The organism is uncultured Tateyamaria sp. (assembly GCF_947503415.1).
GTDB lineage: Bacteria > Pseudomonadota > Alphaproteobacteria > Rhodobacterales > Rhodobacteraceae > Tateyamaria.
The window spans coordinates 160,495-176,683 of record NZ_CANNDS010000002.1; the positions used below are offsets into that span (position 1 = coordinate 160,495).

At 59.9% G+C, this 16,189-nt stretch carries 7 protein-coding genes; 2 read left to right on the plus strand and 5 right to left on the minus strand.

Annotated elements, in window-relative coordinates; genetic code table 11:
* Position 1: 1 nt before the first annotated feature.
* The 3 genes from Q1A32_RS11940 to Q1A32_RS11950 all read right to left on the minus strand — a co-directional run bounded on the left by Q1A32_RS11940 (position 2) and on the right by Q1A32_RS11950 (position 4,777).
* Positions 2 to 835, minus strand: coding sequence for a LytTR family DNA-binding domain-containing protein (locus tag Q1A32_RS11940; RefSeq protein ID WP_299653342.1), 834 nt, complete (start codon positions 833 to 835; stop codon positions 2 to 4).
* Between the two features lie 148 nt (positions 836 to 983).
* The gene (locus Q1A32_RS11945; protein ID WP_299653345.1) at positions 984 to 3,395 is read right to left on the minus strand and encodes an FAD-dependent oxidoreductase; all 2,412 of its coding nucleotides are present in this window, start codon (positions 3,393 to 3,395) and stop codon (positions 984 to 986) included.
* Positions 3,396 to 3,502: 107 nt separating this feature from the next.
* A complete protein-coding gene (locus Q1A32_RS11950; RefSeq protein WP_299653348.1) occupies positions 3,503 to 4,777 on the minus strand; it encodes a DUF2254 domain-containing protein in 1,275 nt (424 codons plus the stop codon).
* A 136-nt stretch (positions 4,778 to 4,913) separates the two neighbouring features.
* On the opposite strand from Q1A32_RS11950, the gene Q1A32_RS11955 reads away from it, so the two are divergent.
* A complete protein-coding gene (locus Q1A32_RS11955; protein ID WP_299653351.1) occupies positions 4,914 to 7,316 on the plus strand; it encodes an FAD-dependent oxidoreductase in 2,403 nt (800 codons plus the stop codon).
* Positions 7,317 to 7,420: 104 nt separating this feature from the next.
* Positions 7,421 to 8,017 carry a nucleotidyltransferase family protein gene (locus Q1A32_RS11960; protein WP_299653354.1) on the plus strand — a complete coding sequence of 199 codons (597 nt, stop codon included), beginning with the start codon at positions 7,421 to 7,423 and terminating at the stop codon, positions 8,015 to 8,017.
* On the opposite strand, the gene Q1A32_RS11965 is transcribed toward Q1A32_RS11960, so the two are convergent.
* Together Q1A32_RS11965 and Q1A32_RS11970 are read right to left on the minus strand one after the other, a co-directional pair.
* Positions 8,010 to 9,881, minus strand: a complete 1,872-nt coding sequence (locus Q1A32_RS11965) for a Hint domain-containing protein (protein WP_299653357.1) — start codon at positions 9,879 to 9,881, stop codon at positions 8,010 to 8,012. The genes Q1A32_RS11960 and Q1A32_RS11965 overlap by 8 nt on opposite strands.
* A 310-nt stretch (positions 9,882 to 10,191) precedes the next feature.
* Positions 10,192 to 16,062, minus strand: a complete 5,871-nt coding sequence (locus tag Q1A32_RS11970) for a cadherin-like domain-containing protein (RefSeq protein ID WP_299653401.1) — start codon at positions 16,060 to 16,062, stop codon at positions 10,192 to 10,194.
* Positions 16,063 to 16,189 lie beyond the last annotated feature (127 nt).

A 16,189-nucleotide genomic window follows, 5' to 3' on the forward strand; every position in this document is an offset into this window, starting at 1 on the left:
TTCAATACGCCGGCTCCCCCACATCCGCATGCGCATCGACCCAAGTGCGCACTTTCTCCAGCCTGCCGCGCGCAACGGGGATCGTCTCTCCGTCGGTCAGGGTCAACTTTGATCCGGACAACGAGCGCGCGGTGTGCCGCGCCACCCAATGCGACCTGTGGGTCTGAATACCGTCCTCCGGGCTGACTTGTTCCAAAAACGTGGCCATACGCTCCCGCATGATTTCAACGCCGTCGGGGGTATGAATTTCAAGGTAGTGCTCCGCTGCTTTGACGCGGGCGATCCGGGACAGGGACAATGTTCGACCCGCCAGCGCTATGGCGCGTGCGGGCCCGGACAGCACCTTGCGCTCTCGTTGTGCCGGCAGGAGCCACAGCAACGCCACCGTTTCGAAGACATGCGCCACAAGCACGTTGCGCAGATTCATTTGCCAAGTCATCCCACCGAACGGCGGATTGCCCGGCTCAAACAGAACCGTCAACACGGCGGAGGTCAAATAGGTCGATGCAAGAACCAGCGGCGAGGACAGAATAATCAACGGGATCGGCCCGCCAAAAAGGGCCCGCCAAAGGCGGCAACTGATCAACGCATAGCCCATCGACAGGATCAGATAGGTAAACAGCGCCACGAACCAGAAGCCCAACCGCAGCCAATAGTTGTCAAATTGCGGTAGTGTTACCGGGTGCCCCGTTGCCATGATCATGAAACCAACCATGACGAGAACCCACATCTGCCATGACGTGTAAAGCTCGTGCATTTCACGTATCGTGAAGTGCACACGGCTGCCATTCGAGACATAAACCTGCACTTCGTGGTCGTATATGTTCCCCAACATATACGTTCTTTAGCATGTGACGCTAAATAGAGTAAACGCAGCACCAAGGCCTGTCACAGGGTGCAGGTGAAGGTGGGTCCAGCGTCAGTTTGGGCCATTTTCGCTCAGCACGCTCTTGCGCCTGCCCATTTGCTTTCCACCCCGGACCCTATGCGCGCAGTCGCGTCCCGTCCGCGTCAAATGGCGGTTTTTCCAGTATTATTGCGCCGTGTGGACGCCCCAATACCATCACTTGCACCCGGTCGCCCGGTCCCGCATCGGTGACATAGCCTAGTGCCAGGCTCATTCCGACACTGTAGCCATAGGCCCCTGACGTCACGCGACCGATCCCCTTGCCATCACGAAAAATTGGCTCACCTCCCGTCGCATCCGCACCAGACGCATCCGTATCGGCAGCATCAAGCTGCAACAGCACCAATGATTCGCGCGCAGGTTGCTGCATCACATCCGCAACCGCATGTTTATTCAGGAAATCCTGGTCCAGCTTCACCAACCGGTCCAGCCCCACCTCCTGCGGCCAGTACTCAGGACTATACTCTCGGCTCCATGAGCCATAGCCCTTCTCGACTCGCAGGCTCATCAACGCGCGGCTGCCCACCGGACCGATGCCCATCTCGGCCCCTGCCTCGATCAGAGCAGAGTAAAGCCGTACCTGATCCTCTGTTCTGCAATGCAGTTCCCACCCCAGATCGCCGGTAAAGGACACCCGCAGCGCCAGCACCTCGACCCCGGCCAGATCAATCCGCTGCGACCGCATGAATGGGAAATCCTCGGTGGCCAGCGACGCATTGGTCATGCGTTGCAGCATCGCCCGGCTGTCCGGCCCCGCCACGTTGAAGCCGCAGACCGCCTCTGTCTGACTTTCGAACGTGGTGCCCGCAGGCAGCGGCACCTGTCTGAAGAAGCGCTGGTGATATCGCTCGGCCATTCCCGACCCGATGATCCAGAACTCGTGCTCGGCCAATCGCGTCACGGTGAAGTCCCCGGCAATGCCGCCGCGCTTGCCAATAAGTGGCGTCAAGCAGGACCGGCCCACAACACGCGGCATCCGATTGGCAAAGACGGCGTTCAACCAGTCTTCCGCCCCCGGCCCCTTGCAGACATATTTTGCGAAGTTCGAGATATCGATGATCCCGCCCCGGTCCCGCAGCATCCGCGCCTCGGCGCCCACGACATCGAACCACGGTTGGCGGGTGAATCCGGCGGTGTCCTCGACATCGCCAAAGTAAAGCGGATGTTCCCAGCCGAAATTCAGGCCCATCTTGGCCCCCATCGACACTTGCATGTCATGCGCGGGCCGGGTGCGCACGGGGCGCCCCGCCTCTCGTTCTTCGCCGGGGAAGTGGATCTTGAACCGGTGCGCGTATTGATCACCCACACGCGCCTTGGTGAACGCTTTGCCGGCCCACGTCCCGAACCGGGCCATGTCCCATGCAAACATGTCGTACTTGGTTTCGCCCTCGACCATCCACTGCGCTGCCAGCAGGCCCATCCCACCCGACTGGGAAAAGCCTGGAATGATCCCGTTGCAGCAGAAATAGCCCTGTAGCTCAGGCACGGGTCCAAACAGCACATTGGAATCTGGAGACCAGATCATCGGCCCGTTGATCACTCGCTTGATCCCGGCAGTGCCCACCACCGGCACCCGGTCAATGGCGCGCATCATGTTTTCTTCGATCCGCTCCAGATCGTCGGCAAACAACTCATGGCCAAAGCCCTGCGGCGTGCCATCCTCCGCCCAGAAGCGCACGTCCTTTTCGTAGGCACCCACAAGCAACCCCTGCCCTTCCTGACGCAGGTAGTACTCCCCGTCCCGGTCAGCGACAGAAGGTAAGCGCCGATCCATGGCAGCCACTTCGGCAATGGTCTCGGTCACGAAATACTGGTGTTCCGTGGGCTGCAACGGCAACTCAAGCCCCGCCAAAGCCGCCACCTCACGGCCCCACAGACCAGCGGCATTCACCACCCAAGGGGTTGCAATATCGCCTTTCTCGGTCCGCACGATCCACGTCCCATCTGGCTGCTGTTCGGTCCCGGTCACCGGGCAGAACCGCACAATCTCTGCCCCATTCTGGCGCGCACCGGCGGCATAGGCGTTGGTCACACCGCTGGGGTCCACATTGCCGCCATCCGGTTCCCACATGATGCAGCGAATGCCGTCATAATCGACCAGCGGATGCAACCGCTCGGCTTCGGCCCGATCAATCTCGTGGAAGTTCATGCCATAAAGCTTGGCTTTGGCCGCCTGCAACCGCAGCTGATGTTCGCGCGCCTCCGTCTGGGCCAGATAAAGTGATCCCGGCTGAAACACGCCACAGCCCTGACCGGTCTCCTGCTCCAACTCTTTATACAGACCCATCGTGTAGTGCTGGATGCGGCTGATATTTGTGCTGTCATGCAGCCCATGAATGTTCGCCGCAGCATGCCAAGTCGAACCGGAGGTCAATTCGTCCCGTTCCAGCAGGATCACATCGGTCCAGCCCAGCTTGGTCAGATGATACAGAATGGAACAGCCGATGACGCCGCCGCCGATCACGACGGCCTGTGCGTGGGTGTGCATGGAGATGCCCTTGCAGTGGTTTCGCTGCTGCCCAAACTGCGCGCCGCTCCGGCACCCCGGTTGCCCACGCGCGACATATCACGTCGCTGGCGGATAAGGATGCGCGATTAGTCCCGGATGCGTTCCGCCGCTTTGGCGATCAACCGATTGCGGTCTGGCTCCCACGTAATCGCCTCCTTTGCGCGATCCAGAAATTCTGAACCCAGATCGCGCGCGGCATTGCTCAAGCCTTCGTCAGGGTGGTGCATCAAACCGGCCATGACGCGCTGCAAACGCTGCTGCACTTCGACCTCACCTGCCCCGTCGCGGGCAATTCCTGCAAAGGCATCGACAATCAGATCGACAGGATCCAGCGGCGGCACGTGCAATCTGTCATGCTCGGGCGCGGCGTCCCCGGCGGTTTCGTCCTGATAAAGCGACAGAATGCGCGCCGACCGGTTGAGGACGTCAATGGCGGTGCCCGGGTCGTTGACACCGGGCGAGAGCGCCTTGGACCCGATCTCGGACATGACGAGCAGGCCGAACCGGGGGTCCTGATCGTAGGTACGAACATCGCCAATTACTGCCAAACGCTGCACGTCCTTGATCAGCGCGTCCTTGTCGTCGGGATCCCCCATCACCCAGACAAGCGGTTCGTTCACAAAGACAAAGCTGCCAATGCTGCAAAGGAAATACAGTGTCACATCGTGCTCCGCGGCGGCTTCCTGCAAAGCCTCGGGATACAGATACTGCAAATAGCCGCTGTCACTTGACGGCACAGACCACGCATCCTCCGGCAGATCGCCCGTCCATGGACACGCGCCCAGACACGGTGTTTCCAGCCGTTCCTGAAACTGCTGTTGCGTGATCGTTTCCAACTGCCGGGTCGTGTCGATCAACGACCCAAGCGTCTGCAAATGCAGTGTCCATCGGATGAGAGACCACACCACAAAGGCCAAAACAAGAACGGTCAGCCAGAACAGCACAAGCGCCCGGTCATCCACGTAAATGCCGATCTCACGCAGCACGATCGCTACAAGCGCATAGACATAGGCGCCGATAAAAGCCGCCAGCGTGTTCTGCGTGACCGCATCCTGCATGATCAACTGATGCACACGCGGCGTCCATTGAGTGGATGAGGATTGGTAAACGCTCACCATAACGGTCAGCGAAAACGTTGTCACCGCAAGCATCGCATTGGCAATCAGGTTCAACAGCCGGTCCGCTGCCGACCCCGGAAGCGTCGTTGCCATATCCTGCGGCACCAGCGGTTCGATCAACTGGCTCATTGCCAGTGCGACAAAGGCAAAGAGGCCCATTGCCGCCACCCGTACCCACAGTTTTCGACCATAGTGCCGGATCAACGCCACCGCAGTCTTGGGCAGGTGTTTCAGAAATTCCATGTCGTGCAAACGTTCCTTGGGCCAAGCCGTTCCCATTACCGACAGATCATGTCGCAGATGACCAGCCCGCACCATCATCTTGCCAAATAAACTCGGCCACAGGGGCCATTTCGCCCCGCTTGGAAAGGCCCGCCTCATGCAAACCACAACCCGTGTCGCCGTCATCGGCGGCGGCGTCGTTGGTGCCTCCGTCCTGTATCACCTGACCAAGCTGGGGTGGTCCGATGTGATGCTCCTGGAACGGTTTGAGCTGACCTCGGGCAGCACATGGCACGCCGCGGGTGGGTTTCACACACTTAACGGCGACACCAATATGGCCGCCCTTCAGGGCTACACCATCAAGCTTTATAAGGAGTTGGAACAGATCACCGGCATGTCCTGCGGCCTGCACCACGTGGGCGGGATCACCCTGGCAGACAATCAGGACCGCTTCGACATGCTGCTGGCCGAACGCGCCAAGCATCGCTTCATGGGGCTGGAGACCGAAATCGTCGGCCCCGAAGACATCACTAAAATCGCCCCCATCACCAACACGGATGGCATCATTGGCGCGCTCTACGACCCGCTCGACGGCCATCTTGATCCCTCCGGCACCACCCACGCCTATGCCAAGGCAGCGCGCATGGGGGGTGCCACAATTCACACCCACACCATGGTGCATGACACCAGCCAGCGCGCGGACGGCACATGGGACGTGGTCACGGACAAGGGCACCATCCACGCCGAACACGTAGTCAACGCGGGTGGCCTCTGGGCGCGCGAAGTGGGGGCCATGGCGGGCGTCTACCTGCCTCTGCACCCGATGGAACACCAGTACATCGTCACCGACGAGATCGCGGACATCTACAATCGCGACGCCGAACACCCGCACGTGATGGACCCGGCGGGCGAAAGTTATCTCCGGCAAGAGGGCCGCGGCCTCTGCATCGGCTTTTACGAACAAAAGTGCCGTCCTTGGGCCGTTGACGGCACCCCATGGAGCTTCGGCCACGAACTCCTGCCCGATGATTTCGACAAGATCGAAGACAGCATCGCCTTTGCCTACAAACGCTTCCCCGTGCTGGAAACCGCCGGCATCAAATCCGTCATCCACGGCCCCTTCACCTTCGCCCCCGACGGCAACCCGCTGGTCGGCCCCGTGCCGGGCTTGCGCAACTACTGGTCGGCCTGCGGCGTCATGGCGGGCTTCTCCCAAGGGGGCGGCGTTGGTCTCATGCTGGCCCAATGGATGATCGAAGGCGAGTGCGAACGCGACGTAACTGCGATGGACGTCGCCCGCTTCGGGGACTGGATCAGCCCCGGCTACACCCGCCCAAAGGTCATCGAAAACTACCAAAAACGCTTTTCCGTCGCCTACCCGAACGAGGAACTGCCCGCGGCACGCCCGAACCGCACAACACCGATGTACGACATTTTCACCGACATGGGCGCTGTCTGGGGTCAGCAATACGGGCTGGAGGTGGCAAACTACTACGCCCAAGACGGCGAGCCATCCTATGAAACCCCATCCTTCCGCCGCTCAGACGCCTTCGCCGCCACCGCGCGCGAGGTCCGCGCCGTCCGCTCAAACGTCGGTATCAATGAGGTGCACAATTTCGGCAAATACCGCATCACTGGCCCAAACGCTCGTGCGTGGCTCGACCACATCATGGCGGGTCGCGTACCACAGCCAGGGCGCGTCTCGCTCACGCCAATGCTCAGTGCCAAGGGGAGGCTCATCGGAGACTTCACCATGTCCTGCCCGAGTGAGGCGGACTTCCAACTCACCGCCAGCTACGGCGCGCAAGCCGTCCACATGCGCCACTTCAAGCAACACGAAGAAACCGGCGTAACAGTTGAAAATATCAGCGACAATCGCAACGGCTTTCAACTGGCAGGGCCACGCGCCCGCGACGTATTGCGGGCCTGCACGCGCACCGACATCTCCGATATGCGCTTTCTCGATGTACGCCACCTCACCGTCGGCACGACTGACTGCATCGTGCAACGGGTCAGCTACACCGGCGATTTGGGCTTTGAAATCTACTGTGACCCCATGGCCCAACGCCAGCTTTGGTGGACGCTGTGGGAGGCAGGTCAAGCACACAGCATCACGCCCTTCGGGATGCGGGCGATGATGTCACTCAGGCTCGACAAGTTCTTCGGTTCATGGCTGAGCGAATACTCCCCCGACTACACTGCGGCGGAAACCGGCATGGACCGTTTTATCGCCTGGTCGAAAAACACCGACTTCATCGGTCGCAACGCCGCCGAAGCCGAACGTGCAACAGGTACTGGGAGACGTCTCTGCGCCGTGGACGCGGACGATGCCGACGTTCAAGGCTACGAACCCATCTGGCTCAACGACAAGGTCGTCGGCTTCTGCACCTCGGGCGGCTACTCACACCATACAGACACGTCCGTCGCCCTTGGCTTCCTGCCCAGCCAACACATAACAAACGGCCTGCAGGTTCATATCGAAATCCTCGGTCAAATGCGCAGTGCCACCCTTGTGACCACCCCTCTGTTCGATCCAGACGGGACCCGCATGCGCGGCTAGCCCTTTCTTCGCACTTCCAATAAATTCAAGGGGAGGCGCAGCCTGCCGGGCAAAGCTCCCCTCCGAGTGTTGCAGCACCGCCGACACGCGCATACGGTCCCGATATGATGCCCATCCTCATCCTCGCCGCCGGATCGTCGTCCCGCATGCGCGGCCGCGACAAGCTGCTGGAACGCGTGGACGGCGAACCTCTGCTCGCCCGGCAAATCGCAATGGCACAATCCATTAGCCACGACGTGCGCGTGGCCCTGCCACCTGCCCCACACCCAAGACACGCCATTGCAGCCAAATCTGGTGCGCGCTGCGTAATCGTTCCTGATGCTGACGAAGGCATGGGGGCCAGCCTGCGCACCATTTTCGACACACTCCGCACCGAACCGTACGCCATGCTCCTGCTCGCAGACTTGCCCGACATCAGCGCAGACGACCTGCGCGCCGTCCAAAACGCAGTGCAGGACGCCCCCGACGCGCTCATCTGGCGCGGGGCGACTGCGGACGGTCAAGGTGGGCACCCGATCGTGTTTCACCACAGCCTTTTCCCAGCAATTTCAAAGCTGTCCGGCGATGATGGAGGGCGCGGCGTGGTCCAAAGCGCAGGCACCCGCGTGCATCTTGTCCCGCTGCAAGGCAACCGGGCAAGGCTCGATCTTGATACACCGGAAGATTGGGCCGCATGGCGCGCGGCCCGTCAGATCACCTGAGACGATCCACCAGGATCTGTGCTTCGTGCCGCTTCAACGACACCCGGGCAGAGCCATAGCTGTCCAACCCCGCAAGCGTTTCCAGCTCCGGGAAAAGGGTCAGAACCTCGGCCCGCTGGTCCGCACCAATACCGCGCAGCGAATGGTCTCCCGGCTGGAAGCTCTCGGACCAAGCCCCATCGGCCAAAACCACCTCGTGCTGATCGAACATCAGGTGCAGGTAGCTTACAGCGCCCGTTTCCACCTGATCCACGCCATCTAGGCCGGTCAGGTGCTTGGCCGCAATCAGCACTTCGCGTTCTTCGAACATCACCTCGGCCAAGTCAGAATTCACCAGCATCCGGTGTTGCGGCGATACAAGCATGTCCCGCTCTGGCAAGCCCTTGCCCAACGCACCCTGACGGATCAACACAGGCTGGAAAGTGTCATGCCCGCGCATCTCATCGGGTGTCAGGTCACGGCGGCCAACCCAGCGCAAGGTCTGTGCACCGTTGTCACGGGTGAACACTTTGTCCCCGGCACGTAGCCGTTCGACTGCGATCTCACCCTTCGGCGTCGCAATGCGCGTTCCGGGAGTGAAGCAGATGATGATCTGCTCAATCTCGGAATAGGTCACGCGGCGGGCCACGTTTCCGTTGTCATCCAGCAACTCGACTGTCCCGGACTCCGATCCCGGACCGTCCGGCAAGACGTTGGCGCGTACCCCCGACAGATCCAGCACATCGATGTCGGACCCATCAGCGTCTTCGCCGCCAACGATATTGTGGTTTCCAAGCCCGTCAAAAATGAACCGGTCAGACCCGGTGCCCCCTTCGGCCTGATCGTTATCCGGGCCAAGGGTAATCAGATCTTCGCCCGCGCCGCCCAACAATGTGTCGTCGCCCGTGCCACCGGTCAGCGTGTCGTCGCCTGCGCCGCCCGTCAGCTCATCCTGGCCCTGGCCACCGTCCAGCACGTCATCGCCTTCGCCACCGTCAACGGTGTCGTCGCCGCGACCGCCAGCCAGGCTGTCATCACCACCCTGGCCGAAAATCACGTCTTGCCCGGCACCGCCATCAATCGTGTCATCACCCGCATCAATGGGCGTGACGACGACATCGTCAATCAGGTCACCAGAGAAGGAGAAGCCGGAATTGGTTGTCCGAGCCTCAAGCGTGAACTCGATGAATTCACGGTTCTCGAACGAGGCGGAGAACCACGCGTCCTGATCGCTCGGATTATTCTGCTCGGAGCCCGCCGCCGTCACTGTGCCGCCGCTCTGGGTCACATTCAGTGACGTGTCGCTGCTGGTGGCAAAAGCGGTAAAGCTGTTGGCGTCAATGGTGACGGATTCCTGATCACCGACGCGATTGCGGTCCAGGTCGTTAACGGTCGCGGTCGAATTTAACGACACCGGCGTGCCCGTCGTCGCGTTCGGGCTGTCCGGGATGAAGAACTCCATCCGGAAACTGGCGGTGTCGCCCGTTCCACTGCCATTCATCAGAATTTCGGCGCCGGTTGGACCGGACAAATCCACAGTCAGGTTCGGGTCGGACTTTGACACAAGCACGATGCGGGCAGAGACCTGCGTGCCGTCTTCCAGTTGAGCAACGTTTCGGTAGACAGCAATGTCACCAGCATCGTTGTTGTTGTCGTTGGATGTCACGCGGTTGCTACGGGAAATCACCAACGGGGTGGCGTCGTTGCCGGGGGCCGTACCTTCGCCGACGTCGCCAAACAGAGTGTCGTTGCCGCCGCCACCCAGAATGCTGTCGTCGCCGCCCTCGCCGGATACCAAATCCTGCCCGTTAAAGGCCTGAATTGTGTCGTCTTCGTTCGTTCCCTGCACGGTATCGTTGTTTGACGTTCCGTCGATATCGGCCATGGCAGCTGCCCTTCACGTACTTGTATTTCTTCGAAGCTTCGATCTGCCCCCACAGATCTAACAACTCAGGCCGGGTTTAATTCAAAGTGGAGTATTATTCAGGGGGAAAATTCCGAAGAAGGTAAACCTCGTCACATTTATTGCACAAAGATGCCGCATTGCAGCACCATACGGTACCGTAATGGAAACAATTGTGCACCCTATCCTGCATTAAACACAAAAAACGGGATGCAGCCCCCTGCCCCGTCTCCTGCGCCCCCGCGAATCAATCGCGAGGTGCTGCATAATTCGCGCGTTCTGCGCGTCGCGGTTACTGCGTGAGCAACCGCGCTTCGTGCTTCTTCAGGCTCCGACGGGCCGCCGCGTAGGCATTGACACCTTCAGTTGTCTCCAATTCGGGGAACAGCTCCAGTATCTCTGCGCGTTGCGCGTCAGCCATAGCCCCGAGGGTCATGTCACCTGGTTGGAAGCTTTCCGTCCAAGCGCCATCGGACAGGATCACCTCGTGATGCTCGAACATCACATGGATATACGTGGTGCCCGACACCTCCACCACGTCGATGCCATCCATAGCCGTCAGGTGTTTGGCCGCCACCAGCACTTCGCTTTCGTCAAAGTACAGAGCCGTTTTGTCGCTGGCCATCAGGACACGGTGCTGGGGTGACACAAGCATGTCACGCTCTGGCAGACCGTTCCCCAACGCACCTTTCTGGATCAGAACCGGACGCAGGTGTTCTGCGCGGGCCAGTTCTTCGCCCGACATGGCGCGATGCCCCACCCAGCGGATTTCCTGAATACCGTTGTCGCGGGTGATGACCCGATCGCCTGTTTTCAGATCCTCGACACGGCGCTCGCCCATCGGGGTCGCAATCAAGGTGCCGGGGGTAAAGCACGGAATGATGTTCTCGATGTTGGTGTACGTCAGCTGTCCCGCGGGATCGCCGTTCTGATCGAAGTAATTGACCACACCGCTTTCGGCACCGGGGAAATCCTCGACCACCTGAAGCGAGCCATTGTTCGGCGCAGATCCACGCAGATCCAGCGTATCGAAGTCGTCGCCGCCTTCGTTGCCATCCACGGTTTCGCCCGCATCGACATTGATGAACGTGTCGCGGTCGTCGCCGCCGGACATGATGTCCGCCCCACCATTGCCGCCGTCAATCGTGTCATTGCCAGCGCCGCCGTCAATCACGTCGTCGCCGGTTGATCCTGTTATGTCGTCATTGCCAGCGCCACCGTTCAGCGTGTCGTCGCCAGTGCCACCGTCGATCACATCGTTGCCGGCACCGCCGTCGATTACGTCTGCACCGTTGTCACCAAAGATGGTGTCGTTGCCTTCGCCGCCGTTCAGCGTGTCGGCCTGACCACCACCGTCGATGAAATCATTGCCCTCACCGCCTTCGATGGTGTCATTGCCCTGCCCGCCCAACAGGCTGTCTTCACCGACACCACCGTCGATCAGATCGTCGTCGATTTCACCAAAGATGGTGTCGTTGCCTTCTTCACCGAACAACTCGTCATCGTCGTCCGCACCGAAGATCAGGTCGTTGCCGTCGCCGCCGAACACTGTGTCCATACCGTTGTCGGGACGCGGGTCCGCCGGGAAGATCGGGTTGGACCCGTCATCTTCGATGTTCAGCTGGTCCAGACCCAGATCGGGGTCATTGCCGGCAAAGATGGTATCGTCACCGGTCCCGCCTTCGATTAGATCATTGCCCTCGCCACCCACAATCCGGTCGGTGCCGTCATCGCCGCTGATTTCGTCATCGTCGATGCCGCCATCAATCACGTCGTCGCCGGTGCCGCCCACAATGGTGTCGGCATCGTCGCCCGTGCTGATCGTGTCGTTACCTGCGCCGCCATCAACGAAGTCGAGGTCGTCATTGGGATCATCATCTGCGGGGAACCCGAACGGGAAGCCCGGCACAGGCGTGCCATCGTCATTCGGGAAGCCCAGATCAGGTGCCAGGTCGCCGTTTCCGGTATCGATCAGGTCATTGCCGTCACCACCGTCCACGCTGTCGTCGCCGTCACCTGCGATAACGGTGTCGTCACCGCCACCCGCTTCGATGATGTCATCATCTCCGTCTTCGGGATCATCCGAGAAGATGTTGTCGCCACCATCAACCACGTCCCCTTCGGGATCGCCGTCATAGTCTTCATCGATCAACTCGCCTTCGTCAGTGCCTTCAACGATGCCGTCCAGCGGGTTCTCTTCCACGGTCACGGTCACAACAACGCTGTCTTCGCCACCATTGTCGTCCGTGACGGTGTAGTCGATGGTTGCCTCGCCCTCGAACCCGTCATTGGGCGTAAAGGTCAGCGTGCCGTCACCGTTGATAACCACGTCACCGTCAGGCGAGGTTGCCTCGATCACGCGTAGGGCGTCGCCGTCCACATCTGTGTCATTGTCGAGGACAGGGATGGTCACTGGCGTGTTGAACGGAGTGGTCTCTGCATCATCGACCGCGTCAGGGGCGTCGTTTACGGGGTTCACCGTGATCACCAGATCAGCGGTGTCATTGCCACCGTTGCCATCAGTGATGGTGTAGGTGACCGTAGCTTCGCCGTTGAAATTCTCGGCCGGGGTGAACAGCAGTTCGTTGCCCACAATCTCAACGGTGCCCTGTTCGGCAGGCACAGTGGCCGATGTGATGGTCAGCGCGTCGCCGTCATCGTCTGTGTCGTTGTCAAGCACGTCCACAGTGATGGGCGTGTCTTCGTCGGTGGTGGCTGCGTCGTCATTGGCGACAGGGCCGTCATTGACCGCACCCACGGACACAACCGCTTCTCCGGTGTCCTCGCCGCCGTTCCCGTCGATCACAGTGTAGGTGATTGTGGCCGGGCCGTTGAAGTTTGGCGCGGGTGTAAAGGTGACGGTGCCGTCGCCATTGTCCACAACCGACCCTTCGGCGAGGTCCACAGACAGCGACCCGATGCTCAGGTCGTCGCCATCGACATCGGTGTCATTGCCCAGCAGGTCCACGACAACGGCCACGTCCTCGTCCGTGGTTTCGATATCGTCCACAGCCACCGGATCGTCGTTCACAGGGGTCACGGTCACGGCCACTTCAGCCGTGTCGGTGCCACCATTTCCGTCGGTGATGGAGTAGGTGATGGTTGCGTCGCCGTTGAAGTTCTCGGCAGGCGTGAACAGCAACTCGTTGCCCACGACCTCGACCGTGCCCTGATCGGCAGGCACGGACGCGCCGGTGATGGTCAGCGGGTCGCTATCTGGGTCGGCGTCGTTGTCCAGCACGTCGATGGTAACAGGCGTGTCTTCGTCCGTGGTGGCCGTATCATCGACCGCGTCAGGCCCATCATTGACCGCACCCACATTGACAATGGCCTGGCCATCATCCTCGCCGCCCTGCCCGTCAATCACGGTGTAATCGATGGTCGCCGTGCCGTTGAAGTTCGGCGCAGGGGTAAAGGTGACGGTGCCGTCGCCATTGTTTATAACTTCGCCTTGTTCCGGCGGCACGCTCACGGTGCCGATGGTCAGCGGGTCGCCATCCACGTCGGTGTCGTTGTCGATCAGGTCGATGACAACGGCCTCGTCTTCCATCGTGTCGGCCAGATCATCAACAGCCACGGGATCGTCATTGACCGGAGTGACAGTGACGACAATGTCCGCCGTGTCGGTGCCCCCATTTCCGTCCGAGATGGAATACGAGATGGTCGCGTCACCATTGAAGTTCTCGGCAGGTGTGAACAGCAGCTCATTGCCCACAATCTCGACCGTGCCCTGTTCGGCGGGAACAGAGGCCCCGGTGATGGTCAGGTCGTCGCCATCCACGTCGGTGTCGTTGTCGAGCGCATCTATGGTTATGGGCGTGTCTTCGTCCGTGGTAACTGCATCATTGACGGCATCCGGCGCGTCATTGACGGGGTTCACTGTAACATCGACGGTTGCGGTGTCTTCGCCGCCATTATCGTCAGTGATGGTGTAGGTGATGGTGGTCGGACCGTTGAAATTCTCAGTCGGCTCAAATGTGATCGTGCCATCGGCGTTGACGGTTACGTCCCCATCGGGCGACGTCGCATCGGTCACGCGCAGCGGATCGCTATCGGGATCAGTGTCATTGCCCAACACGTCGATTACGACACTGCCGTCCTCGTCCACCTGTGCGGTGTCGTCAACTGCATCGGGGCCGCGGTTGATCTCGTCACCGATGACCTCTTCAATCTCGGTAAAGGACAGGGTCAAACCGTTCGGATTACCATCGCCATCCACAAAGACAACTGTCCCGTTGATACCGTTGCCATTGCTGTCCGGTGTGACATCATCAAGGAAAAAGGGCCCCTGTCCGGTCAGGTCCAGAACATCAAGGTCAGTGTTCAGGGCGGGATTGGCATCAAATCCGCCAGCCCCACCATCGACAGTGTCGCCTGCACCGCCAAAAATGGTGTCGGCGTCATCGCCGCCGCTCAGCAGGTCTGACCCGGCACCACCCGAAATGACATCGTCACCGCCTTCGCCAAAAACCATGTCAGCGCCAGCATCACCGTTCAGGGTATCATCGCCAGCCTGACCATGGATCCAGTCGTCATCGTTGCCGCCATCAACGGAATCATGTCCGGAGCCGACCCAAATCTCGTCATTGCCGTCACCGCCCAAAGCCGTGTCATTGCCCGAACCGCCAATCAGAACATCGCGACCGGCGCCGCCATCCAACAGGTCATTGTCCTTGCCGCCTTCCAGACGATCATTGCCGTCACCACCCACAAGCGAATCGTTCCCGTCCTCGCCCTTGAGCGTGTCGTCGCCGCCTTCGCCAAAGATCGTGTCGTCGCCGACACCGCCCTGCAGAGTGTCATTGCCATCTTCGCCATCATCAATGATGGGGGCATCGAAATAGACATCAGTGATGTTGATGCCCGAATTGTTGCCGCCATCCTGCTCATGCTCGATGACAATGCGCGCCACCGGGCCGGGAATGCTGACCAGCAGCGAGTATTCTTCCGATGTGTCGTCCAGATAACCGCCGTTGCTGTCGGCAGTGTCGTTGCCGGCCACACCATCGGTGTCGAGAAGTGTCAGACGGCTACCACCTTCAAGATTCACAACAATCTGCGCACCTGCGGCGTCAAAGGCGGTCACACGGACGACGCCATCGCCGTCAATATCATTGATACGGAAGGACACATCCTCGACCGGAGCGGAAAAATCGAGGCGATAGTCTGCCGAATTTCCGTTTCCATTCAGCAAGCTATCAAGCGAACTGTTGTCGTCGATGCGATCACCGTCGCCGTCGATGTTCTGGATGTTCTGATCAACATCCGATTGGATGGTTGCTGCCGCGGCGGATTGGTTCAGAACGCTAAACGAAACATCCACATTGCCGGTGGTCTGGGTAAAGCTGCCCAAATCGTTGTCATCCCCAAAGGGCGACTTTTCCCACTCGAACACTTCCCGCTCGAACACACCTGCGCTGGGACCTGCATAGTTGCTGTCGCCATAGATAATGTCGTCGCCATCGCCCGCCAACACGCTGTCATTGCCGGATCCACCAAAAATCTCGTCATCGGCATCACCCGATTTGACAGTATCGTCACCACCAAACGCATCTACGATATCATCGTCGCGGCCCTCGCCCGGCAGAACCTGGTCATTGGCGTCAATGCTGTCGCCCTCTGGATCCTCGTCATACGCTGCGTCAATCAGGTTGGCGTCATTGTCACCCTCGACAACACCGTCCAATCCGCTTGTGTCAAAAACCAGATTGTCGATCGCGCCCGATCCATTCAGTTCAACTTCCATCCGGGCCACACCATCAACGTCGAAATCCACGATGGACTGTCCGTTGTTGTCGGTGTCATGCACTCTTACCGTTTTGATCTCGTGACCGTTTATGTCGAAAAAACGAACTTCGGCGCCTTCCTCGATATCCAAAAACGTGAGGCGGTTGATAAAAGCCGGTTCATCAAAAGCGAAGGTCAGCGTGCCGCCAGACCCGTTGTCGTCCGGATCACTGCTGTCACCATCCTCGGAGATGATCAGCGCGTTGTTCAAATTGGTACTTGCAAGGTCCCCGTCACCACCCGTCGGATTGGCAGTGTCAAAAATCATCGCCTGGTCAGCCCCGCCCGTGGCAGAGATCGTCACCCCATCGGCAGAAAACGCGTTATCCACTACAGTTCCGGCGGCGAGGGCATTGAAATCAATAAACTTTGTCATGGGGCTGGTCTCCTAGACGGGGTTGCGCGCAGCACGCAACGCGATCGGGCAAATTACTGAGTGAGCGCTGGATGCGGGCGTGGACCGTCCTTGGACAACGCGTTTTCTATCGGGTGTCTCGGGGGCC

Bases quoted from the DNA above. Each gene is read 5' to 3' on its own strand.
- Q1A32_RS11940 (WP_299653342.1), bottom strand. From the start codon at position 835: ATGTTGGGGAACATATACGACCACGAAGTGCAGGTTTATGTCTCGAAT.
- Q1A32_RS11945 (WP_299653345.1), bottom strand. From the start codon at position 3,395: ATGCACACCCACGCACAGGCCGTCGTGATCGGCGGCGGCGTCATCGGC.
- Q1A32_RS11950 (WP_299653348.1), bottom strand. From the start codon at position 4,777: ATGGAATTTCTGAAACACCTGCCCAAGACTGCGGTGGCGTTGATCCGG.
- Q1A32_RS11955 (WP_299653351.1), top strand. From the start codon at position 4,914: ATGCAAACCACAACCCGTGTCGCCGTCATCGGCGGCGGCGTCGTTGGT.
- Q1A32_RS11960 (WP_299653354.1), top strand. From the start codon at position 7,421: ATGATGCCCATCCTCATCCTCGCCGCCGGATCGTCGTCCCGCATGCGC.
- Q1A32_RS11965 (WP_299653357.1), bottom strand. From the start codon at position 9,881: ATGGCCGATATCGACGGAACGTCAAACAACGATACCGTGCAGGGAACG.
- Q1A32_RS11970 (WP_299653401.1), bottom strand. From the start codon at position 16,062: ATGACAAAGTTTATTGATTTCAATGCCCTCGCCGCCGGAACTGTAGTG.